This is a genomic window from Bacillus sp. SJS, from assembly GCF_000732485.2.
GTDB classification, from domain to species: Bacteria; Bacillota; Bacilli; order Bacillales; family Bacillaceae; genus Metabacillus_B; species Metabacillus_B sediminis.
Map to the genome: position 1 here is coordinate 19,820 of NZ_JAQV02000022.1, position 22,408 is coordinate 42,227.

Annotated in this window: 27 protein-coding genes; 10 read left to right on the forward strand and 17 right to left on the reverse strand. The window is 44.7% G+C overall.

Annotated elements, in window-relative coordinates; genetic code table 11:
* Positions 1-148: 148 nt before the first annotated feature.
* Together AS29_RS12385 and AS29_RS12390 are read left to right on the forward strand one after the other, a co-directional pair.
* Entirely contained in the window at positions 149-703 is a 555-nt protein-coding gene (locus AS29_RS12385; protein WP_035407208.1) for a copper resistance CopC family protein, read from the forward strand.
* Positions 704-773: 70 nt separating this feature from the next.
* On the forward strand, positions 774-1,778 hold the full coding sequence (locus AS29_RS12390) for a copper resistance D family protein (protein WP_197491607.1): 1,005 nt from the start codon (positions 774-776) through the stop codon (positions 1,776-1,778).
* A gap of 211 nt (positions 1,779-1,989) precedes the next feature.
* Here the strand turns inward: AS29_RS12390 and cax are convergent, their stop codons facing one another.
* Positions 1,990-3,045, reverse strand: a complete 1,056-nt coding sequence (gene cax / locus AS29_RS12395) for a calcium/proton exchanger (RefSeq protein ID WP_035407212.1) — start codon at positions 3,043-3,045, stop codon at positions 1,990-1,992.
* 112 nt (positions 3,046-3,157) lie between these two features.
* On the opposite strand from cax, the gene AS29_RS12400 reads away from it, so the two are divergent.
* Positions 3,158-3,580: a pyridoxamine 5'-phosphate oxidase family protein gene (locus AS29_RS12400; protein ID WP_035407214.1), complete on the forward strand. Its 423-nt coding sequence runs from the start codon at positions 3,158-3,160 to the stop codon at positions 3,578-3,580.
* 94 nt (positions 3,581-3,674) lie between these two features.
* On the opposite strand, the gene AS29_RS12405 is transcribed toward AS29_RS12400, so the two are convergent.
* Positions 3,675-4,058, reverse strand: a complete 384-nt coding sequence (locus AS29_RS12405; protein WP_035407216.1) for an OsmC family protein — start codon at positions 4,056-4,058, stop codon at positions 3,675-3,677.
* A 123-nt stretch (positions 4,059-4,181) separates the two neighbouring features.
* Between AS29_RS12405 and AS29_RS12410 the strand changes: the two genes are divergently transcribed.
* The 3 genes from AS29_RS12410 to AS29_RS12420 all read left to right on the forward strand — a co-directional run bounded on the left by AS29_RS12410 (position 4,182) and on the right by AS29_RS12420 (position 6,625).
* Positions 4,182-5,342: an MFS transporter gene (locus AS29_RS12410; RefSeq protein WP_035407221.1), complete on the forward strand. Its 1,161-nt coding sequence runs from the start codon at positions 4,182-4,184 to the stop codon at positions 5,340-5,342.
* Between the two features lie 14 nt (positions 5,343-5,356).
* Positions 5,357-5,542 (forward strand): hypothetical protein, encoded by a 186-nt coding sequence (locus AS29_RS12415; protein WP_035407225.1) that lies wholly within the window; start codon positions 5,357-5,359, stop codon positions 5,540-5,542.
* A gap of 936 nt (positions 5,543-6,478) precedes the next feature.
* Positions 6,479-6,625: a BH0509 family protein gene (locus AS29_RS12420; RefSeq protein ID WP_035407227.1), complete on the forward strand. Its 147-nt coding sequence runs from the start codon at positions 6,479-6,481 to the stop codon at positions 6,623-6,625.
* Between the two features lie 40 nt (positions 6,626-6,665).
* Here AS29_RS12420 and AS29_RS21410 read toward each other — a convergent pair whose 3' ends face one another.
* The 5 genes from AS29_RS21410 to AS29_RS12440 form a co-directional block, all read right to left on the reverse strand.
* Positions 6,666-6,803 (reverse strand): hypothetical protein, encoded by a 138-nt coding sequence (locus tag AS29_RS21410; RefSeq protein ID WP_156505946.1) that lies wholly within the window; start codon positions 6,801-6,803, stop codon positions 6,666-6,668.
* Positions 6,804-7,351: 548 nt separating this feature from the next.
* On the reverse strand, positions 7,352-8,179 hold the full coding sequence (locus AS29_RS12425; protein ID WP_035407230.1) for a YihY/virulence factor BrkB family protein: 828 nt from the start codon (positions 8,177-8,179) through the stop codon (positions 7,352-7,354).
* 15 nt (positions 8,180-8,194) lie between these two features.
* Positions 8,195-8,524, reverse strand: coding sequence for a YtxH domain-containing protein (locus AS29_RS12430; protein WP_035407232.1), 330 nt, complete (start codon positions 8,522-8,524; stop codon positions 8,195-8,197).
* A gap of 19 nt (positions 8,525-8,543) precedes the next feature.
* A complete protein-coding gene (locus AS29_RS12435) occupies positions 8,544-9,017 on the reverse strand; it encodes a low molecular weight protein-tyrosine-phosphatase (protein ID WP_035407234.1) in 474 nt (157 codons plus the stop codon).
* A gap of 75 nt (positions 9,018-9,092) precedes the next feature.
* Positions 9,093-9,533, reverse strand: a complete 441-nt coding sequence (locus AS29_RS12440; protein ID WP_035407790.1) for a GNAT family N-acetyltransferase — start codon at positions 9,531-9,533, stop codon at positions 9,093-9,095.
* Positions 9,534-9,645: 112 nt separating this feature from the next.
* On the opposite strand from AS29_RS12440, the gene AS29_RS12445 reads away from it, so the two are divergent.
* Positions 9,646-9,867, forward strand: a complete 222-nt coding sequence (locus tag AS29_RS12445; RefSeq protein WP_035407236.1) for a DUF1128 domain-containing protein — start codon at positions 9,646-9,648, stop codon at positions 9,865-9,867.
* 58 nt (positions 9,868-9,925) lie between these two features.
* Positions 9,926-10,093, forward strand: coding sequence for a hypothetical protein (locus tag AS29_RS21415; protein ID WP_156505947.1), 168 nt, complete (start codon positions 9,926-9,928; stop codon positions 10,091-10,093).
* 38 nt (positions 10,094-10,131) lie between these two features.
* Here the strand turns inward: AS29_RS21415 and AS29_RS12450 are convergent, their stop codons facing one another.
* Together AS29_RS12450 and AS29_RS12455 are read right to left on the reverse strand one after the other, a co-directional pair.
* Positions 10,132-10,647: a type 1 glutamine amidotransferase domain-containing protein gene (locus AS29_RS12450; RefSeq protein ID WP_035407238.1), complete on the reverse strand. Its 516-nt coding sequence runs from the start codon at positions 10,645-10,647 to the stop codon at positions 10,132-10,134.
* Positions 10,648-11,024: 377 nt separating this feature from the next.
* Positions 11,025-11,963, reverse strand: coding sequence for an alpha/beta hydrolase (locus AS29_RS12455; protein ID WP_035407241.1), 939 nt, complete (start codon positions 11,961-11,963; stop codon positions 11,025-11,027).
* A 181-nt stretch (positions 11,964-12,144) separates the two neighbouring features.
* Between AS29_RS12455 and AS29_RS12460 the strand changes: the two genes are divergently transcribed.
* Positions 12,145-13,644: an FAD-dependent oxidoreductase gene (locus tag AS29_RS12460; protein WP_035407244.1), complete on the forward strand. Its 1,500-nt coding sequence runs from the start codon at positions 12,145-12,147 to the stop codon at positions 13,642-13,644.
* A gap of 367 nt (positions 13,645-14,011) precedes the next feature.
* Here the strand turns inward: AS29_RS12460 and treR are convergent, their stop codons facing one another.
* From treR to AS29_RS12500, 8 genes are all read right to left on the reverse strand, one after another.
* A complete protein-coding gene (gene treR, locus AS29_RS12465) occupies positions 14,012-14,731 on the reverse strand; it encodes a trehalose operon repressor (protein WP_035407247.1) in 720 nt (239 codons plus the stop codon).
* Between the two features lie 23 nt (positions 14,732-14,754).
* Positions 14,755-16,443 carry an alpha,alpha-phosphotrehalase gene (gene treC / locus AS29_RS12470; RefSeq protein WP_035407251.1) on the reverse strand — a complete coding sequence of 563 codons (1,689 nt, stop codon included), beginning with the start codon at positions 16,441-16,443 and terminating at the stop codon, positions 14,755-14,757.
* 128 nt (positions 16,444-16,571) lie between these two features.
* Positions 16,572-17,969 carry a PTS system trehalose-specific EIIBC component gene (treP, locus tag AS29_RS12475; protein WP_035407254.1) on the reverse strand — a complete coding sequence of 466 codons (1,398 nt, stop codon included), beginning with the start codon at positions 17,967-17,969 and terminating at the stop codon, positions 16,572-16,574.
* Positions 17,970-18,180: 211 nt separating this feature from the next.
* Entirely contained in the window at positions 18,181-19,071 is an 891-nt protein-coding gene (locus AS29_RS12480; RefSeq protein WP_035407257.1) for a cation diffusion facilitator family transporter, read from the reverse strand.
* A 152-nt stretch (positions 19,072-19,223) separates the two neighbouring features.
* On the reverse strand, positions 19,224-19,868 hold the full coding sequence (locus AS29_RS12485) for a DUF429 domain-containing protein (protein WP_035407259.1): 645 nt from the start codon (positions 19,866-19,868) through the stop codon (positions 19,224-19,226).
* A 120-nt stretch (positions 19,869-19,988) separates the two neighbouring features.
* Positions 19,989-20,333, reverse strand: a complete 345-nt coding sequence (locus AS29_RS12490; RefSeq protein ID WP_035407262.1) for a hypothetical protein — start codon at positions 20,331-20,333, stop codon at positions 19,989-19,991.
* 99 nt (positions 20,334-20,432) lie between these two features.
* Positions 20,433-20,822, reverse strand: a complete 390-nt coding sequence (locus tag AS29_RS12495; protein ID WP_035407265.1) for a J-domain-containing protein — start codon at positions 20,820-20,822, stop codon at positions 20,433-20,435.
* 14 nt (positions 20,823-20,836) lie between these two features.
* The gene (locus AS29_RS12500; RefSeq protein ID WP_035407268.1) at positions 20,837-21,661 is read right to left on the reverse strand and encodes a glycerophosphodiester phosphodiesterase; all 825 of its coding nucleotides are present in this window, start codon (positions 21,659-21,661) and stop codon (positions 20,837-20,839) included.
* A 245-nt stretch (positions 21,662-21,906) separates the two neighbouring features.
* On the opposite strand from AS29_RS12500, the gene AS29_RS12505 reads away from it, so the two are divergent.
* Positions 21,907-22,281, forward strand: a complete 375-nt coding sequence (locus tag AS29_RS12505) for a hypothetical protein (protein WP_051860657.1) — start codon at positions 21,907-21,909, stop codon at positions 22,279-22,281.
* The last annotated feature ends 127 nt before the right edge of the window (positions 22,282-22,408 follow it).

A 22,408-nucleotide genomic window follows, 5' to 3' on the forward strand; every position in this document is an offset into this window, starting at 1 on the left:
AGCTTCTTTTCCTATAGTTTTTTCAGGGGTTGAGCGGATTATCCATCTTCCGCGAAAAAATGATGATTTTCAACAATTCAACACACTTTATGCATGTTTTGACACGAAATATTGGTAAAATAAAAAGTAACCTGAAAGGAGCTTTTTTATGAAAAAAATCATCGTTCTTTTTCTTTTTGCCTTATTCACCTTTCATCAGACCGGGGCTCTGGCTCATTCCACATTGGAGAGTTCAAACCCAGAGAAGGGCTCGACGGTGACGGAAAAACTGGATGAGATTCAGCTTACGTTTAATACAGAGGTTGAGGAGTCCAGTGCGTTTAAAGTGCTGAAAGACGGGAAGACAGAGGTTCCAGTCGAAAATATACAGATAAACGGCAGCACACTTACCGGGCAGCTGCCCGAGCAATTGGAAAACGGATCTTATACGGTTAGCTGGGATATTGTTGGAGCAGACGGCCATGTGATCAAAGATTCCCTGGAGTTTACATTAAACGTTCCAGCCCCTGTCCAGGAAGAACAGCCACCTGCCGAAGACAAGAAGAAAGAGCCTGCTGCTGAGAAAAAAGAAGAACCGGCTGCGAAAGAAAAAACAGCCTCTGAAACGCCTTCCGGTGACAGCACCATGGTCATTATCGGATCCATCCTTGCTATTGCTGCAGTTGCTGCGATCTTCTTCTCGGTAAGAAAAGGCCGTCGCTAATATGGTTTGGATTATGCTTTCTGAAGTTGGGCTGTATCTCAGCTTTTCCATCTTGATGGGAGCCCTCTTTATGTCTTACATACCAGAATCCAAGAAGCCGGACATTCATGTGCCGAAACGCTGGTTGCAGCTCGCGACGCTTGGAGTCGCTGTTTTTTCATTTTCTCCTGTGCTCGAGCTTGCTTCCCGATTTTATGAAACGAGAGGATTCTTCGGAGCCATTGTTCAGGTGATCAAGGATTTTCAAATTGGCCAAATGTGGGCACTCGCGCTTGTCCTAATTATCATGTTTTATTTATTTATTACCTTTGCGCCGATATTTGATGACGTCCAGTATCGGTCCATTTCTTTATTTTTCGTGATATCCCTTATCTTTTCAATTAGTGTGAACAGCCATACCTCTTCACTGAGCGGATACGGGATCCTTTACCACGCCATTCACTTTTTGACGATGAGTGTATGGATCGGAATTTTGCTGCAGGTCAGCTGGTTCTCAAAAAACAGCAGGAATTGGCTGTCCTTTTTAAAATGGTTTACGCCTGTTGCAATGATTCTGGTGGTCCTTGTCATTTTCACAGGGTTTCTGCTGATGACACTGCTGATGAACGTCGCTGAATATCCGCAAACCTGGGTACTCAATTACGGACAGTACTTACTGATTAAGCATTTAATTGTTATTCCGGTTCTCGCATTTGGATTTTTGAATGGTTTTTATATGAAGGGACGCCTTCGAAAGGGAAACGAAGGGGATCCCCGCAGATGGACGAAAACAGAGAGTCTGTTTCTGCTGATCGTATTTCCGGTTACGGGTCTTCTCGGGCAGCAGGAGCCGCCGCATAACATTGAAGTAACGAAAGTGAGCGATGGGATTTCCCCTATGTTCCAGCTCCTGTCCCCTGACAGTCAGATTGGGTTTGCATTTGGGGGGCTTAGCTTTTTATTCGGACTGCTGGCCGTTCTCTTTTTAACCCTGCTTATCCTCCAGTTCCGGAAAAATGGACCGGCCATACCGGCATTTATTATGGGGCTGCTGTTCACGGTCTCTTCTTATCTCTTTATCATGGCAAGTATTTAAAGAGGGCAGACTGCGCCCTCTTTTTTTTAAAAATACTTATCTGAATATTTACAAATTTAATCTAAAATTATATGATAGCAGTAAGCAACCTAAAGTGTGATTGTGGTTTCGTCCTACAAATTTTTGGCTGACTCTGAATGGAGTCAGCCGCTTTTTTTTGGACCCAGGTACCAAAAAAAGAGAACCCCCACACCCGGGAGTTCTCTCATCCTTATAGCAAATAAAACCCAATCCCCATAATAAAGTAAGCCGCGAGTAGTGTTGCTCCTTCAAACCAGTTTGTATCCCCGTCGTTAGTCAGGATAATCGTTAAAAAGACGGCTGTAACCATGGAGATGAGCTCTGGCATGGTAAAGACAAGCGTTAGGTTATTTTCAAACATTAGTGAAAGCAAAACAAGCAGAGGCGCTACAAACATGGCGATTTGCAGCGTAGATCCTACGGCAATTTCCACGGCAACGTTCATTTTGTTTTTATAGGCCATAACAATTGCGGATGCGTGCTCCGCTGCATTCCCGACGATGGCAACGATGATGATCCCGATAAACAGCTCGCTCCAGCCCAGTGTTTCTCCTACTTCTTCAAATGTGTGCACAAGATTTTCAGAAACATAAGCAACAGCGATTGTGGCAAGAAGAAGGACAAGGGTTGCTTTCTTTGCCCCCCACTCCGGTTCCTCGTGTTCACCCGCTTCATCTGTTTTATGCTTATACACCCCGCGGTGAGTCACCAGCTTGAAGAACAGGGCAAAAAGATACAGCAAAATCAGGATGATGGAAATCCCCACACTGAACGTCAGGGTCTTGCCCTCATCCATGTCCATGGAGAACACCTCCGGAATAACGAAGGCAACGATGATTGAGAAAATCAGCAGTCCTGAGTTGTGTCTCGCATCGTAGACGTTGAACTCTTGCCTCTTGTACTTTAGTCCGCCCACAAGGAAGGATAGGCCCCCGACAAGAAGAAGGTTTCCAATAACGGAACCAGTTAATGAAGCGAGAACGACTCCGTTTAAACCTGCCTGCAGGGCAAATATTGAGATGATCAGCTCAACAGCGTTCCCGAATGTCGCATTTAATAGTCCCCCAATTCTCGGACCAGCTACTATGGCCAGACTTTCGGTCGCTCTTCCCATAAACCCGGCCAGTGCGATAATCGTCAGACAGTAAACGGCGAACATAATCAAAGAAGGCCAATGAAGCAGGCTGCCAAGAACAGACAGCGGAATTCCAGCTATAACTGCAATAAGAAAAATTCGATTTACCATACCTTCACCTTACTTTCCATGATCATTAATATGTATTTCCAAATGCTGACCCTCATGTATGTTTCCCCGTTTTTGTTGCAAATTAACCTTGAAAGCAAGGAGGATTGATAAAATGTCTGCTCAGCTTGAAGAAAAAATCATGAAGCTTCTCGACAACCATCAGATCGGATCGATGGCAACGGTTCGGAACGGCAAGCCCTACTCCCGTTTTATGCTGTTTTTTCATGATGGATTAACCCTTTATACGGCAACGAGTAAAAAAACCCATAAAGCAGAGGATATCCGCGAAAATCCGGCTGTTCATCTATTGCTGGGGCTTGAAGGAAATGGCTTCCGGGATGAGTATGCAGAGATCGAAGCAAACGCCTCGGTTGAAGAGTCCTCATCACTCAAAGAAAAGTTTTGGAACGAGAAGTTAAAGGATTGGATCAAAAGCCCTGACGATCCTGATTTTTTGCTATTAAAGCTCGAACCTGAAAAGTTCTGCTATTTCTCAAAAGCCGGCGAAGATCCGGAAACACTTACGATGGATTGAGGAGGACGGTCATATTTGACCGTTCTTTTTCAATTTAGCCTTGAACCGTGCAATTCATACCAAAAAAAGACCGGCTCCATGCGGAACCGGCTTCTTACTCAACAATTTCAAACGTTTCCTTAATTTCAATGCTGTCCTCCACAGACCGTACCATCGAACAATTTTTACGGGTTAGCTCCATAGCCTTCTTCATAGTCTCTTCCTTCAGGTTCTTCCCTTTAATCGTAAAGTGGACGTGGATCTTCTCAATCCGGTTCGCTTCTGCTTCATTTCTTTCTGCGTTCGCTTCAATTTGAATATCCTCAATTTCAAGCCGCTTCTTCTCAAGGATCTTCCGGAGTACTCCTCCGCTGCATACGGCAATGGAAGCAACCATCAGCTGATAGGGTCTGAAGCCATGCTGCTCATCTCCTGAAACCTGCAGATTCCCGAATTCTACTTCCGATGAAAATCCTTTTTCCGTCATTTTAAAGTTCATGGCCAATCCCTCCTTTTTCCTTATCTTATCCTTTTTCTTCAATATGCTGAAATATGTTGCCTGCTAACACTGGCGGTGATACGCTGAAATAAGTGAGAAATTTACAACAGCGGGGTTTAACATATGAATAAATTGCGTTTTGCCATTTTAATCAGCATCGTGACCGTCTCCGGTTTTTCTCAAGGCATGCTTCTCCCTGTCATCGCCATTCTTTTTGAACAGCAGGGGTACCCCTCGTCTTTAAATGGATTGCACGCAACCGGACTTTATATTGGAGTATTGCTGGCCTCTCCTTTTATGGAAAAGCCTTTGCAAAAACTCGGCTATAAAAAGATGATTATCATCGGAGGCTTTCTTGTAATGGCTAGCCTTTTTGCCTTCCCGGTTCTCCAGTCATTCTGGATTTGGTTTGTCCTCAGGCTGCTCGTTGGAATTGGGGATCACATGCTGCACTTTTCAACCCAAACATGGATTACATCCATTTCCTCTGACCAAAACAGAGGGAAAAACATTTCCCTGTATGGAATCTGCTTCGGACTCGGTTTTGCCGCCGGTCCTATCCTGACCGGTGCAGCGGCAGTAAATCCAAACCTGCCTTTTATCATCAGCGGATTCATCAGTCTTGTGATTTGGGGACTTGCCTTTCTGTTAAGAAATGACTTCCCGGAGCACCAGTCTTCAGGCGCTTCCGGAAGCACTGCACGCTTCAAGGATGCATGGAAGCTTTCATGGATCGCCTTTCTTCCTCCGTTCATATACGGATTCCTGGAGTCCTCGCTAAACGGAAACTATCCCGTTTATGCGTTGAGGCAAGGGTTCTCCCCTGAAAATGTTGCCATCCTCCTTCCGGCGTTTGCAGTAGGAGGCATCATTTTTCAGCTCCCGCTCGGCATTCTCAGTGATAAGTTCGGTCGAAAGCGGACGATCCCGATCGTTTTGTTTATCGGATTCCTGGCCTTTACAGCAGCAAGCTTCACCCAATCCTTCATCCTGCTGCTTGTTTGTTTCTTTATTGCCGGCATGGTGCTCGGATCGACGTTCTCCCTCGGCCTTACCTATATGGCTGACCTGCTTCCAAAGCATTTGCTGCCGGCAGGAAATCTGCTCTGCGGAATCTGTTTCAGCATTGGCAGCATCAGCGGACCCGTTATCGGCGGGCTCTACATGGAATACGTCCCCGGCAGCAACTTCTTTTATATCGTTGCCTTCCTGCTGCTCATCGTTTTCGCGGTCTATGCGTTCAACAGAAATGAACAGGAAAAAACAGTCGCCTGCAAGCAATAGGCGGCTGTTTTTTTATGAGGTTGGCGGGACAGTTCCAAGCCCGATCGGCTAAATTCCAGGCTGGAACGGATAAATTCGGGGACCGATTGGACAATTTAGGTGCGCCATCGGACAAATTAATTGGAACGGACAGATTCCTGACCCAATCGGCTAAATTTCAGACTGGAACGGCTAAATTAGTATGCCGGTCAGACAAATAAACGGCGTCATTGGACAAATTAATTAACGGACAGATTCCTGGCCCAATCGGCTAAATTCCTGGCTGGAACGGCTAAATTGGCACGCCGATCGGACAAATTACGTGCGCCATCGGACAAATTAATTCGAACGGACAGATTCCTGGCCCGACCGGCTAAATTCGGGGCTGGAACGGCTAAATTAGTATGCCGGTCGGACAAATACACGGCGTCATTGGACAAATTAATTCGAACGGACAGATTCCTGGCCCGATCGGCTAAATTCGGGGCTGGAACGGCTAAATTAGTATGCGGGTCGGACAAATAAACGGCGTCATTGGACAAATTAATTCGAACGGACAGATTCCTGGTCCGATCGGCTAAAATGAGAGGCCGGTTGGACAAATAAACGGCGCCATCGGACAAATTAATTCAAACGGACAGATTCCTGGCCCGATCGGCTAAATTCCAGGCTGCAACGGCTAAATTCGGACGCCGCTCGGACAAATTACGTGCGCCATCGGACAAATTAATTCGATCGGACAGATTCCAGGCTCAATCGGCTAAATTCAGAGGCCGGTCGGACAAATTACATGCACCATCGGACAAATTAATTCAAACGGATAGTTTCCTGGCCCGATCGGCTAAATTCCAGGCTGCAACGGCTAAATTCGGACGCCGCTCGGACAAATAAATTGAGTCATCGTTGTGAATTTGACTCCCGGGGATGTGTTGCATTTCATAAGTACTTCGACAAGTATGAGCTAGGCTAAATGGAGCGGAAAAAACAAATTCAATTAAAAAGGCTCTTAGAACTTTCTTTCCATACGGACAGCTTTAACTGCGATGAGTAAAGAAAAATGCCTTTTTTAAAAAAACAGTTGAACATTCTGAATTATCTGTTATATAATACAAATATAAATAATAATCTGTATCATAACAAAAAAGGAGCGGATGAAAATGAGCAGACAAGAACGGAAAAACATGGTGGAGTATATTGCAGCGATGAAAGAGATGGATCGGGAAATGTTCATGTACATGACGGATGAAGAAGTGGAACATATTTACTCGAATGTTTACAGCCGGAACATTGAAATGGGCGAATAAAAGGCAAAAAAAAATCACCCGGCAGTTGGAGGGTGATTTTTTATGGCTTCAGAGGAACTAAGCTTTTCGTCTCATCCGACCATTCCGTTCGAGACTTCGCGATTTCGATTCGCATGCCCAGCTTTTTATACTTTTCAACGAATGCTTCAAGTCTTTTTATTCTAGTCCCTGTTTTCATTATCGATCGCCTCTCCATTTCACAAATTTCCGTGACATTTAGCGGAAGACTATGCTGATCTGACAAGGAATGCCGTTCCCGCAATGCAGGCTTGTTCATCTATCAATACCATACTTTTAAATTCCAATCTTGTCCAGCTACCTTAGGCTGAACTTTTTTCACAAAAAACGACGTTAAGATGGCCTATAAAGCAGCGGCAAGCTCCTTGTTTTTTACTCTACTCTACGTATACCCGCTTTATTTATATTTAAATACCTAAATTGCAAATTTAATGTGTTCTTTTATTATAGAACGTTTGTTCCGTTTGTGTAAAGGGCATTTTGCTGCAAAAACATAAAAAAAGCCGACCCCTAAGGATCAGCTATTCATACACTTAATGGTAACCATTCTGGCCGTTTGCACTGGAGCTCGTTTTGTTGGACGGCTTGCTTTTGGAGTTTTGCTTCGTGTGGCTTCCGCCTGATTTATTTTGCTTTGCCATTGTGAATCCCTCCTGTGCATGGTTGAAGAAGCATGGTTGCTTCTTTAATAGTCTGCCATGTCAAGCTTCACCTATTCCCGTCTCTATTTACCAAAATGGCATTCAATTCGCCGCTCATAATGATGATCATGCCGGTTAAGTAAAACCAGATCATGAAAACGATAATGCCGCCAATGCTCCCGTATGTCGCACTGTAATTGCCGAAGTTGCTCACATAATTGGAGAACAAATAGGAAACGCCAATCCACCCCACTGTTGAAAATAGAGCACCCGGAAACGCCTGTCTCCACATCATTTTTTTGTTCGGAGCGAGCTTATGAAGAAGGATAAAGATGAAAAAGATGATGATGGCACTTACAGCCCAGCGAATGATATTCCAAACGGTAAAAAACAGCCCGGGTATTCCAAACGCTTTAAATATAAATAAGCCGATTTCTTGTCCAAAAACAGGAAAAAGCAAAGCAATGACAATGACCGCCATCATAACAACAGCAAGCAGAATCGCAATGGCTCTTGATTTTAAGTACGACCGGTTTTCTCTGACGTCAAAAGCCCGATTGAATGCCCTCATGATGGAATCAATTCCATTAGAGGCTGACCAGACGGCAGCCAGTATACCAAACGTAAACAGCAGTCCGCTTTCCTGGTTCAAAAGCTGATACAAGGCGCTTTCCATCACTAAAATGGTGTCAGCTGGGGCGAACTGCCGGATAAATTTCAGCAAGTCCTCTACAGACAACGGAATAAACGCAATTAGTGTAATCAAGGCGATCATGAAGGGAAATAGGGATAGCAGAAAAAAATAGGCCAGCTCTGCGGACAGTCCGGCCACCTCGTCTCTTGAGAATCTTCTGATGAGTTCAGTGATGATCGTAGGATTTTTTCTGCTTCTCACATAAATCACCTGCTTTTAGTCTGATTTACTTGAAAGAATCCGCTCCTTTGCATCCTTAATGGCTTCAATCACAACAGGAGTGGTTTCTTTCAATTCATTTACTTTTTCATTCACAAAACGCAAATCCTCACTAACACTTTGAACCATATCTTTTGCATCGTTTAATTTTGATTTCAAATCTTCAGATAAAAGGGAAGGGTTATGATAGTAATAGATTGCCTTTTCTCCAAGCTCTCTCGCCTCTTCAATTACGGCTTCCCTTGTCGGTTTGTGAAACATCGATAGCACAAAACCGGCAGCCGCCCCAATACATACGTTACGCAAAAGTATATTCTTCTCTCCCATTTAGCATGCCCCTTTTCTATTATGAAAGTTTCTCGTTCACCTTGATTTCTTCAAGCAATCCCCTGCAGCCTTTTCTGACAAGGCCGTATACCTCTTCAAAATTCCCAGTAAAATAAGGATCAGGTACATCCAGCACTTCTGCATCCTCTACATAATCAAGCAAACGACCAATATGTCCGGTTTGATCATATCCCGCCATTCTGCGAACATTTCCCAGGTTTTCGGCATCCATACAGACGATGTAATCAAAGTTGGATAAATCCTCTTTCACCACTTGTCTTGCTGCCATTCCCTCAAATGAAATGGCATTCCGTGTCAGGATGTCCTGTGTCCCTTCGTGCGGCGCCTTCCCGATATGCCAGTCTCCTGTACCGGCTGAGTCCACCGATATTCTGCTTTCCAATCCTTCTTCTTTTACCAGCCCTCTGAACACAGCCTCCGCCATTGGCGAACGGCAAATGTTTCCGAGGCAAACAAACAGAACATGTATCAATGAGCAGCCTCCTTTACAAAGTATTTCGCTACTCAAAACTTTACCTCAACTTTTGGAAAGAATCCAATTTTACTGTTAAATCCTTAGCGAATAGAAAAAACAATCTTCTGTTTTAACGAAAGAATTTTTTTCATACAGCCTTTGTGCACCCTTATTTGTTATAGAGGTCTCAAGGTTCAGTGCCTTGGCTCCTGTCTCACGGCACAGCTCGACAGCCTGATCAATCAGCTTCTGCCCCACTCCCTTGCCGCGGGCATGCTCCGCCACAAACAAATCATTTAATATCCAAATCCTTTGCATTCCTACAGAAGTGAAGGAGGGATACAGCTGGACGAAGCCTGCAGCACCATATTCATCTTCCGCAATAAAGATGACGGACTCCTCTTTTTCAAGCCGGTCTTTTAGAAATTGTGCCGCACCTTCCAAATCGGAGGGCTGGCTGTAGAATATCCGGTAAGCGTTGAAAAGGGGGGCTATTGTGCCTGCATCTTTTATGGAGGCTTTTAATATCTTCATTATCATTCTCCTCGCGATAATAAGCTCTTCTTTAAAATTTAGACAAGCCATCTCCTTTTTCCTTCTCACATGGTACAATAAGAAAAACTCCGTACCCGAAAGGAAGAGACCTTTGAATTTAACTGAAAAATCAACCGAAAATGTACAATATATGATCGACCAGATCACAACAAAGCTGCGAATGATTAACATTGGCGCAATCAAACCTGATCACTTTGACGGGGAAATGTACGAAGAATTGAAAGAGCTGTATGAATATGTAATGAAAAAAGACAACTTCAGCCCAAGCGAAATGCAGTCGATTACCGAGGAGCTTGGCAAGCTGAAAAAATAGGCTTTTGGCATCAGCTACCCTTTTCCTGCATATAAGTAGGGCAAAGGGGGAATTGGTGATGATTACAAGCTGGTGGCTTCTTACAGCTGCCCTGTTTTTGTTTCTCATAGCCGCTATTTTCTTTATCTTTTTTGCCCTGAAAACCGGCATCCGTCCTGAAGATTCCGAGCATATTGACCCACTTGATGATGAGACGGATGATAAAGAAAAGGATGTACAAAAATAGGCTTCCCGTTTCATTACGGGAAGCCTTTTTTTTCTATGTTATTTTAAAAGATTCAATGCCTCGCGATTAAATGCCGGCAGGTCATCAGGCGTACGGCTTGTTACTAATTGATTGCCGCACACGACTACTTCCTTGTCATGGAAGTTCACTCCCGCATACTCCATATCCACACGAATGGATTTAAAGCCTGTTGCATCGCGGCCTTCCAGTGCCTTTGCTGTAATCAGCAGCTGCGGTCCGTGGCAAATCGCAAAGACCGGTTTTTTATCCTCCATAAATGATTTGGAGAATTGAACGAAACGGTCATCCGCACGAAGCTGATCCGGAGAGAATCCTCCCGGCAGCAATAACGCATCAAAGTCTTCAGGCTTCACATCATCGATGGATGCATCGGATGTAACAGTCGCTTCCCCCTGTTTGCCTTTTAGCGTTTTTCCTTTTTCCATCTCGATAACGGTTAATTCGTGTCCAGCCTCTTTAAAGGCTTTCGCAGGATCTGTGTACTCTACATCTTCAAAATCATTTGTCAATAATACAGCAACTTTTTTACCCATTGATAAAAACCTCCAAAGTTTCATTGTTTTTCTTGCTCTATAGTAAATGTACCCTTTTCATCTGCAAACAAACATGTTGATGTGCCATCAGGCATGGAATGGTAGAAAACTGGCAGGGCAGAAGGCTTGTACCAACTTCGTTAAGAATGCCTCCGGTGCAGTAGACGGAAAGGTAGATTGGTTGTTCCTGTTCCATGAAAATGAGCTCGTCCCGGCAAGTGGTGAAGGCCGTTACACGAGAACGGATCAGATTTCCGGAACATCTTCGCATCGACTAAATCACATTATAAAAAAATCTCCTCGTCTGAATAGGTATAGTAAAACTCTACTCAAACGAGGTCAGTTTGTATACGCTTACAATTCTGTCCTCTGGAAAATTATTGAGCCGGATCCCTTTTTACATGCAAGATTTCAATTTCTTTTAGAAAATGAAAAACCCGTTCCTCGTACTTTTTCCTGTCCGTCAAAAAGGCTTGGGCATGGCCGGCTTTTGGAACCAGATACAGGTGCTTTTTCCCCTTCTTTTTTTTCCTGAAAAGATCAAGCGACATTTGAAGCGGGATGAACCGGTCTTCCTTGCCATGAATGAAGAGGATCGGCGTCTCTACCTGCTCTAGCTCACGAATCGGTGAAATCTCGCGGAATCCCCAGCCATACCGGATCTTTGTGACAAAACTCGTTAAAAGAATGAGCGGAGAAAAACGGATTTTGAAATCCAGAGCAAGCCGGAGCCGCATAAGCGCAGTCAAATCACTGAACGGACAATCCGCAATACAGAACCCCACCCGGCTGTCCTCTTTTATATATTGCAGCGAAGAGGCAGCGCCAAGCGATTCGCCAAGCAGTCCGATGAAGGCATGGCTCCCGAGCTTTTCAAATAGATGGTCCACCCATGCACACAGATCATCCTTCTCAAAAAAGCCGAATGACGTATGATTTCCGCCGCTCAGACCATGATAGCGGTGATCACATAAAAGCACGTGATACCCGCGTTTATGAAACATCTCGACATATTTGAAGCTGCCAAACAGCGACCAGGTGATGCCATGGGCAATAATCACGGCCTTTTTGCTATTTTCAACCGGAAAAAACATCCCGTGGATTTGATAGCCATGCTTTGAATCGATAAACAGCTCTTCCTTCTCAATCTGTTCAAAGTGAACCGCATTAATTTCTCCGCTTTTAACACCCATTGCAAAAGTTTCGTGATATTCCACTTTTCGGGGGAAAATGATAAGGTTGCTAAAATAAAGCGGAATCGATACCGCGGCTAAGCAAAGGACGAAAAAAGCTGATGCAACAGCAAACCACACCATGCCCCCACCCTCTTTTCACACAATTTTTATATCTTATTAACCAACAGAATTATATGTGAGGATTGTTCATCCAAATGTGAGTCTTTATTAATTTTTGATAAATTCCAAAAGAGCAGAAAGTGGATTAATAAGGAAAAGCCCCCTAAAATGCAAGTATATTGACGGGTTGGAGGCAGAAATTATGGAATGTGATGTACTTATTGCAGGCGGAGGAATAAGCGGTCTGACCGCAGCCGCCTTTTTAGCCGAAAGAGGGCTTGAAGTAACCGTGGCGGAAGCATCCAGCGAATGGGGAGGATGTGCCGGAAAATTTCAGCGAGGACCCTTTCTATTCCCGGCGGGAGCAACACTTGGAATGGGATTTGAACAAGGCGGTATCCATCAGCGTCTGTTTGAAAAACTCGGAATCTCCTTCCCGTACGCGCTGCCGCTCGAAACCGTTATGGGAATTCACACGCCTGCCGGCTACCTGGAGTACAAACAGAATCGGACACGCCATCTTGAGGAATTAGGGAACATGTTCCCGGAAGCTGCAGAACGGATTGTCTCTTTTTATCAGGAAATCTGGAAAATCGGTTCAGAGGTCAATAAACTGCTCGGTACACTTCCCGTTTTGCCCCCTGCTTCATTGAGGGATATTGGCGATTTGCTGTTTTCACTTAAACCAAGCAGTGTTACCGTCCTCCCCTACTTTTACAAAACCGTCGGACAACTCTTGAAAAAGCACAGACTCCATGAACTATTTGGGTTTGTCCACCTGCTGGATGCCCAGCTAATCGACTCCATGCAGACAGATTCAGCAAATTGCTCCGCCATCATGGGTGCCTATGCCCTGACGATTTACCATGAAGGAGCTTTTTATATAGAGGGAGGATTGAACAGGCTCGCTCATGTACTGAGTACTGCAGCGAAAAACTCCGGCGCCATTTTAGAAAAACGCACCTGGATCCAGTCGGTTACTCAAAACGAAGCGGGAATGTTTTTTGCGACAGATCAGAAAGGGCGAAGATGGACGGCCCCTCACTTCATCTCCACCGTGCCTGTGCAAAATTTGCTGGAGCTTTTGGACGAGCCACTCAAAAAGAAAATCGGCCTCCGCTATGAGAAAAAAGCACAAAGCCGCCAATGGGGAACGATGACACTGTACTTGGCGGTAAAAGAAGACATCATACCAGACGGAACCCCGCTCTTCCAGCAGGTCCTAACCGATGAGCACGGGCAGATGGCAGAAGGAGCCCACCTCTTCCTCTCTCTATCTTCTAAAGAAGACCGGCTCCGCGCACCCGAAGGCTACCGCACCCTGAACGTCAGTACGCACACAGACTTGGCCCTGTGGGACACGAAGGAAAAGTACGATGCCTATAAGGAGCAGCTCCGCCGCAAGATGATCGATGGCGTAAAAAAAGCCCTGCCGCTAATCGAAAAAGGCATCGTAAAGGAAGAAATCGGAGCACCAAAAGCATGGGAACGATTCACAAAACGCAAGGACGGCATGGTCGGCGGCCTCCCGCAAACCCTCGACCACGCACTATTCAATAGTTTATCCCACCGGACAGGTGTAAAAGGCCTATGGGTTTGCGGTGACAGCATCTTTCCAGGAGCAGGGACAGCCGGAGTGTCAGTGAGCGGGTATCATGTATACCGGTCAATCATGCGAGCGTTGGGCAGGCGGTATTTGTAGTGGGCTATTGGGGGAACGGTTTTGTCTGAAGAAACTGTAATTTTCAGCGGCTGATCATGTTTTTGTCTGACAAGTTTGTCTGACAAACCCTGATTTCCGCGTTCTGCACGCGCTTGTCTGACTATTTTATCTGACAAACCTTGTTTTTCCGCCTTATGCACGCACTTGTCTGACTATTTTGTCTGACAAACCCTAATTTTCCGCCTTCTGCACGCGCTTGTCTGACTATTTTGTCTGACAAACCCTGTTTTCCCGCCATCCGCTCGCGCTTGTCTGACTATTTTGTCTGACAAACCAGCTTTTCCCACACCCTCCCCAATCCATCCCACACAAAAAAAAGCCGGCGCTGCCGCCGGCTTTTTCCCGTTTAAACCTGTCCCCTTCTTGCAAAATCAACGAACCGGAATTTGTCGAGCCGGTGGCGGGATTCTGTGAATTGGAATAGGCTTGTGTCTTCAAGGTATACATAGTTTTTCACGACGACGACGTGGGTGAAGTCGTGGAGGTCAAGGTAGGCACGGTCTTCGCTTGTGCATTCCTCGACGGTGATTTCTTTTTCGGCGTAGCCAATTTTCAGGCCTAGTTCGCCTTCCAGGTGTTCATAGATACTGTTTTTACAAATTTCTTCTGTTAGGGCCGGGACGATGCGCTTGTCGAGAAAGTCCTTGTCCAGAATGATTTTTTCACCTTTAATCTCCCTGGAACGGACGATTTTCCACACTTCATCGTCTGCTCCGCATGTCAGGTGCTTTGAAACTCGGTCGTCGGCTTTGATAAGCGCGAGCTGATGGACATTTGTTACAGTTTGGGAGCCAAATGTTTTTGATAGTTCTTTAAAGCTGACCAGGCCGGATACGGGAAAGCTCATTCGCTGGGTGTCCAGTACGACTGAACCTTTCCCTTTTATTTTCTGAATATGGCCGTTTTGGGCAAGAAGGTTTAGGGCTTTGCGGATTGTTTCCCGCGATGCTTCGTATTTGTCGGACAGGACGTTTTCGGAGGGGAGCACTTCTCCAGGTTTTAGCCTGCCCTCTTGAATGGTTTCCAGCAGTTCCTGGTACACCACTTGATATTTGGTTTTTGCCATCCTCTTCACCATTTTCTGTTATTTTACTGTTTGGTTAGATGATATACGATGGATTCGTAAGGACGCAATGAAATTTTCTCTGCTGTTTCCGGGCTGTCCTCATAGTTGCTGATCAATATTTCCACATCATAGCCGTCAAAAGAAAGCTGTGCCGGCAATTCGAATTGTGTTTCTTTTGCATAAAAATTGTTCACGCTCAGCAGTTTTTCGCCTTCTCCATTACGGATATAAGCGAATATTTCAGGATGATCCTCGAGGATCAGCTGATAGTCTCCGTCTGTCACAATTTCTACTTCCTTGCGGAGCTGGTTTAGCTTTTTGTAATGATAAAATACGGAATCCTTATCTTTTACGGCGGCGTCTGCATTGATTTCCTTATAATTCGAAGCAACAGGGATCCAAGGGGTGCCGGTTGTAAATCCTGAGTGCTGATCCGTATTCCACTGAACCGGAGTCCGGGAATTATCTCTTGATTTACTCTTCAGGATTTCAAGAATCTCTTCTTCGCTTCGGCCTTCCTGCTGCAGGATCTTATACATGTTCAGCGACTCCACGTCACGGTATTGGCTGATGTGTTCGAACTTCGGATTGGTCATGCCGAATTCTTCACCCTGATAAATGTACGGGGTTCCCTGCATCATGTGGATGACGGTGGCAAGCATCTTGGCTGATTCTAACCGGTACTCTCCGTCATTTCCGTAACGCGAGACGATTCTCGGCTGATCATGGTTGCACCAGAACAGCGCGTTCCAGCCGCGGCCCTCGTTCATTTTGACCTGCCATGTAGAAAGAATGTCTTTTAGTTTTAGAAAGTCAAAGTCCGCGAGCGCCCACTTTTCTCCATTCGGATAATCAACCTTCAGATGATGGAAGTTGAATGTCATGCTCAGTTCTGTGCCTTCCTCGTTCGAGTAGCGGATACAGTGGTCGATCGTTGTGGATGACATTTCTCCAACCGTCATGGCGTCATACTTGGAGAAAACTTCGCGGTTCATTTCCTGCATGTATTCATGAACGCGCGGTCCGTCAGTATAAAACCTGCGGCCGTCTCCCGGTGCAATAGTGCCGTCATCATCCGGGAAATCCTGATTTTTTGAAATAAGATTGATGACATCCAGACGGAAGCCATCTACCCCCTTCTCAAACCAGAAGTTCATCATATCGTATACATCTTTTCGCAGTTTCTCGTTTTCCCAGTTAAGGTCAGCCTGTGTCACATCGAACAGATGAAGATAGTTTTCGCCTGTTGCTTGGTCAAGCTGCCATGCTGATCCGCCGAATTTGGAAACCCAGTTCGTTGGGGCGCTTCCATCTTCTTTTGATTCTCTCCAAATGTAATAATCACGGTACGGATTGTCTTTGGACTGTGCTGCCTGTTTGAACCATTCATGCTCTGTAGAGGTGTGGTTCACGACGATATCCATAATGATTTTCAAACCCCGTTCATGTGCTTCTGCAAGCAGGCGGTCGAAATCTTCCATTGTTCCGTATTCGTGGTGAATATGATAGTAGTCGCTAATATCGTAGCCGTTGTCCTTTTGAGGAGATGAATAGATTGGGGTCAGCCAAACGACATCCACTCCAAGCTCCTTCAAATAATCCAATTTTTCAATAATCCCCTGAATATCGCCCGTTCCGTTTCCTGACGTATCATTGAAGCTTTTCGGATAAATTTGATAAACCGTTGATTTTTTCCACCATGGATGTTTCATTTTGGATGCACCACCATTTAGTAATTTTTATTTGAAAGAGTTTTTCCGGCAATTTATAAAAAGGGAAAGGGACAATTGCTTGTCCCGTCCGATTTTCCCGTATGAACGGGTGATGAGGAAACTCCTCTTTATTTTGCTTTTTTCATCTTCGCCATGATATACGTTAGTACGAATGGGACGACGAGTGCGATAAGTACACCGATTCCAAATGATAGCCAGTATTCTTTTGAAATGGATAGGAAAGCAGGAAGACCGCCGATTCCGATCGAGAAGGCTTTAACTCCGCTGATGCTGATGATTAAACCGCCGAGTGCGGAAGCAATGATTGCTGCGATAAACGGATAGCGGTAACGTAAGTTCACTCCAAACATAGCCGGTTCCGTAACACCGAGATAAGCAGATAAGGCTGCGGTTCCAGCAAGTCCTTTTTGCTTTTCATCTTTAGCAACAAGCATCATGGCCAGAGCTGAAGACCCTTGTGCAATGTTTGAGAGTGCAAGCATTGGCCATAGGAAGGTTCCGCCCGCCGCAGCGAGCTGCAGGTCAACCGCAAGGAAAGTATGATGCATTCCGGTAATAACAAGCACGGCATAAAGACCGCCATACAGCAATCCGCCGATGGCTGCGAAGTTTGAGAACAGGGTTATAACTCCGTCTGTTAACAGATTTCCCAGAGCAAATGTAAGAGGTCCGATCGCAATGAACGATGCGAATCCAGTGATTAATAGCGTAACGGGCGGTACAACCAGCATTTGAATGGCGTCCGGTACCCGTTTAGTAAGAAATTTTTCAATAACGGCAAGCAGATAAGATGCGACAAGAATTGGAAGAACCTGACCTTGATACCCAATCTTTTCGATTTCCAGGCCGAATAGGTTCCAGACTGGAATATCCTTTGCAGTCCCGTATTCATAGGCACTAAGCAGAGCAGGGTTAACAAGAATCAATCCCAGCACAATACCGAGAAGAGGATTTCCGCCAAACCGCTTTACTGCCGACCAGCCAATGAGAACTGGCAGGAAGGTAAAGGCGGTACTTGCTATAAGGTTAATGATTCCCGCAAGGTCAGCCCATTGAGGGTAAACGGTAATAAGAGAATCTTTGAAAAAGATTCCTTTTCCTGTGAGAAGGTTGTTAATTCCAAGCAATAAACCAGCCGTTATGATGGCGGGAAGAATCGGGATAAAGATATCCGCAAGCATTTTGACAGCACGCTGCAGCGGATTCAGATTTTTCTCTGATGCAGATTTCACATCATCCTTTGACGCTTCACCGATTCCTGTCTGCTCAGCCATTTCGTTATAAACCTTGTTAACGGTTCCCTGTCCGATTACAACCTGGAACTGCCCGTTAGTTGAAAAAGAGCCTTTTACAACATCGATGCTTTCTAGTTTTTCTTTATCCACTTTGCTTTCATCCTTCAAAGCAAACCGGAGCCGTGTGACGCAGTGCGTAGCTGCGGAGATATTTTCTTTTCCGCCGATTGCATCGACAATCTCTTGTGCAGATTGTTTATGATTGCTCATTTTATTCCCTCCCGTAATCGTTTTCAAAAGTACGTGTATCTATTTCTGCATAGAGTGAGCATTTTGGTACTCTCATTCTTGTTGAACGATTCTTGCTATAATGCTCACCGCTTACATCTAAATAAGCAGACCTGTATATACAAGTTACGGTTTCATTATAAACATGTATGTACACGTTTTCAAGTAAAACATTCAAAAAAAATAAACAGGGTTAGCCCCTGCTTATTTCCTCTTCTTTATTCAGCTGTTCATGTTCAGGTTCCAAATGAATCAGAACCTCCATTTTATCAAATTGCTCGTTGATGTCCGCTTCAATTTGATCACATAGCTGGTGCGCGGTTGCAATATCCATTTCAGACGAAACAACAAGATGGAAATCAACATAGTTCTCCGGCCCAGCCTGACGCGTCCGAAAATTATGGAATTCGATATAACGGTCGCTGTAAGCTTCCACAATTTCAACGATCTGCTGTTCATCGGCCGGCGAAAGTCTTGCATCAAGCAGCGGAGGAAAGGATTCCTTCATCAGCTTATACGCCTCTGACATGATGTAGACAGCTAAAATAATTCCGATAATCGGATCAAGGAAATACCAATCTGTTAAGCTGACGAGCAGCAAGCTGACTGCAACTCCAAGCGATGTGTAGACATCCGTTAAAAGGTGAAGTGCATTGGATTTCATCGCAACGGAATTTGTTTTTTTCGCTACATTCCCGACAACCCTTGAAACGGCGAAATTAATAATAGCTCCAAGCACCATAACCCCAATTCCGAGAATCGGAAGGTGAACGGGTTCAGGATGCAGCAGCTTATGCACACATTCATAAATAATCCAGATTCCTGCTACAAAAATCAGCAGTGTTTCAATGGTTCCTGAAATATTTTCAACCTTCCCATGTCCATATGGATGTTCCTTATCGGCTGGCCTGTTTGACAGCCTGACAGAAAAAAAGGCAATGAGTGATGCGAGTAAATCCAGGGATGAGTGAATCGCTTCTGATAATACCGCTACAGACCCCGTAACGATACCGACTGCAATTTTCAAAATAACAATAAATGAATTGCTTAGGACGGATAAAAAAGCAATTTTTGGTGCATTCATAGCGTGACCTCCGTTTTTAATTCTGATTTATCCTACCAGATCAAATTCGTGTGGGTCTATAGCAACCTTTTTTGAGGTTTACACGAAAATGGGAGGTGTGTAAAAAAGTTTTCTCAGGCAAAATTTCATGAATGCTCCCAAATAAGTCAGCCTCAGCACAAAAAGTCATATGGATGATGCGGCGGCTGCTTCGGGAATAAGGCCTTCGGAAAAGATACAATCCAATCTCTTGCTGCCATTGCCGCAGCGATGGCGTCAATTTCATGTGGTGTCATGCTTTGCTCTTGTGGAATGCCCAATATGTTTTGGCTCTCAAACCACTGCAGTAAATAGGTTCTTGATTCTGCGGACTTTTTATACAGCAGTCCATGCTCTTTTTCCTTTTCCGAAAGCCTCATCATCATCGCTGCTCCAGGGTGGACCTCAGCAATCCTGATATCGGTCCTGACTCTTTCAACCAGCGCGGCAAGTGAAATCCCCCTCATTGTTAGGTACACCATTTTCGTCAAGGTCGGGGGCATAATCGAGCTCGATTTCAGTCCATGCTTGACCATTTCCCTCCGGAACCACCGGTCAGATGGCCTGTCCCCGCCTCCGTCATTATAGGACAGCGGAGAATCGATCCCTATCGTAAGAGGAAATCCGTTCGTTTTTTCTATTAGCTTTAAAATTCCAGCATCACTTAAGCCCGATTCCAAAGATAAAAGCTTCAGCTCCTCCCCTGCCAATTCAAAAAAAGCAGCTGCGGTGTCTTTATGATTAGAAGGTCCCGACAAATCAATTCCTATTACAAACATTTCCAACAACTCCAAATTCCGACATGTTTCTCGTGAAACATCGACACATTTTTCCTTATCTTATATGTACCACAAACAGACAAAAATAAAAGGCCAGAGAATTTCCTGGCCTTTCTTCTTTTAGGAAGGGAAAAACGGACTAACCACTCCTGTAATGAGATAATCAGTCAGTACTTTTGAGATGACGAGCACATTGTTGTTATTTAGTACATTGTCCAATTCGCTTCCTCTTGCAAGAACGAATTGCACTTTGCTATAAAGGTCATTATTTGCGATTGTGAACACAGCGATTCCATTCAAAAACGGGTTTGCATCACTTCCATACTGAACCGTAAGTGTCTGGTTAGGAAGCAAGGTTACATTCAAAGCCGGCCCCTGGTTTACAGGATTGCTGCCTGCACGTGCGTACAACGTGATCTGCAAAGTTGCTGTAGTGGTATTGATAAGTGTTTTAACTCCTGCCATAGCATTCTCTCCTCTCTATCAAGATAGTAGTATCTTATTCTCGCAGAGGGAGGGGGGAGAGGGCTTGTATAATAGAAAACAATAAAAAGGCAGGGGCAATTAACGCATCCTGCCTTCTTTTCCTAATAAAGTACGCTCTACCTTCTCTTTATAAAATGCCGAGGCAGGAGAGGAAAATGCACTTCGTTTTTTTAGAATCTTCTCTAGCTCCTGTTCATTTCTCAGCCGCTTAGCTGTCAGCTCCTGCTGTTCTTCCTCACTGGTTGCGCTGCTGAGTAAATGATCGATCGTCATCCGTTCTTTTTTTAAATCGGTTTCCGTGAGCATTCCTGCATTTTTCATTACTTTATAAGCCATACGGAGGTTTTCCGGAATTCCAGATAGATCTTCTAGCTTCAGAGGTTTACCCATTCCTTGCAGATTTTCGAACTCGCCATCCTTAATCGCCTTTTTTATCTTATCCTCCGCGGCAATCGTGAAAAAATCCATCGGCTGCTTCCTCCCTATTTGATTTCATTCACGTAATCCGGATAATCCGTAACCATACCATCTACTTCCATGCTTTTCAGAAAAGCGGCAGAGGCTTTGTCTCTTACCGTATAAGGGGTAATTCTCATTCCGAGAGCATGAATTTTTTGGACAAGACCCCGGTTAACGAGCTTTTTATTCGGATTAACAAATGAAGCATAGTTCGAGATTTCCTCAAGCTGCCTGCCTGAAATGCCAAGAGGGCGGTATTTCATAAGGACACCAATTTTTACGAATGGCAGGATTGCATGCATTTTTTTCATTGAATCTTGCTCAAAAGACTGAACCACTTTATCTGCAAGCGGATATTTCACTAACTCATCCGCTACCTGCTGCTCAATACCCGGATAAAGAGAAGGGCTTTTAAGTTCAATCAGCATGCCCGCTTTCCCATTATACCGCTCAAGCACCTCCGAAAAGGTCATAATCCCCTCCCCTTTAAATTCGGGAGAAAACCAGCTGCCTGCATCTAGCTTTTTCAGGTCGGCTGCATGTAAATCTCTAACCTCGCCGGTTCCATTCGTTGTCCGGTCGACACTCGTATCGTGAATAACCACCAATTCGCCGTCCCTTGAACGCTGTACATCAAATTCAATCCAGTCTGTTCCAATTTCTATTGCTTTGTCAAAGGAAGCCTTCGTATTTTCAGGTGCATACCCGGATGCCCCGCGATGAGCAATCGTCAGCATTTTGTTTTCTTCTCCTCCCGTAACCGGCTCTCCATATGCCTGTACGGCTTGTGACATAAGGAGCCCAATGAGTAAAACGCTGCAAAGGATGAGGAAGGAATTCTTCAACATGATCTCTCCTAACCATTTTCCTTCAGCGTAACTCTTTCGTTTTAACCCATCATAAAGGGACTGTGTTGATTTTTCAATTTTTGTGTGAAGAAAAAAAGGAGCTCGGAACCAGGAAATTTACAATGGAAGCGGTGATAAAGGTCCCGAAGCAGGGAATTTACCCAACAGCCAGCCCCCATTTCCAGAATATTTCTCCCCTTTCAGCCATATGAATCTATTAAATGGCAATAAAGGGGGACAAGTTAATGAGCGTGGAAGAAAAAGTCGCGAGGTACCGCGCTGTTTCTTTGCATATCAAGGAACTTGAATCAGAACAGAGCCAGCTAAAAGAGGAACTGCACGCTTATTTCGACGGCCGGTTTGGGGAAAATCAAAAGGGAAAAGCAGAAATTGGGGATTACGTCGTGCAGCGGCAGATTCGTTCGATGGATTCCTATGCTGAAGAAAACCTGATTGCCCGGCTGGAGGAGCTGCAATTGGAGGACTGCATCATGACCGTAAAAAAACCGAACAAAGAAAAAATTGACGCAGCACTAACTTTAGGGATTCTCTCAGGTGATCAGCTTAAGGACTGTATTCTCCATAAGCTTTCGAAAGCACTTATTGTTAAAGAAAAATAGCATTCACACCGAATCTTCGCGGATTCGGTTTTTTTGAATTTTGAGCTAAATAGATTGTTCTGCCCTTAGTTTAAGGACTGCTTAATAACCCAATTATGATTTTAATATATATTTTCCTGGTTTGAAT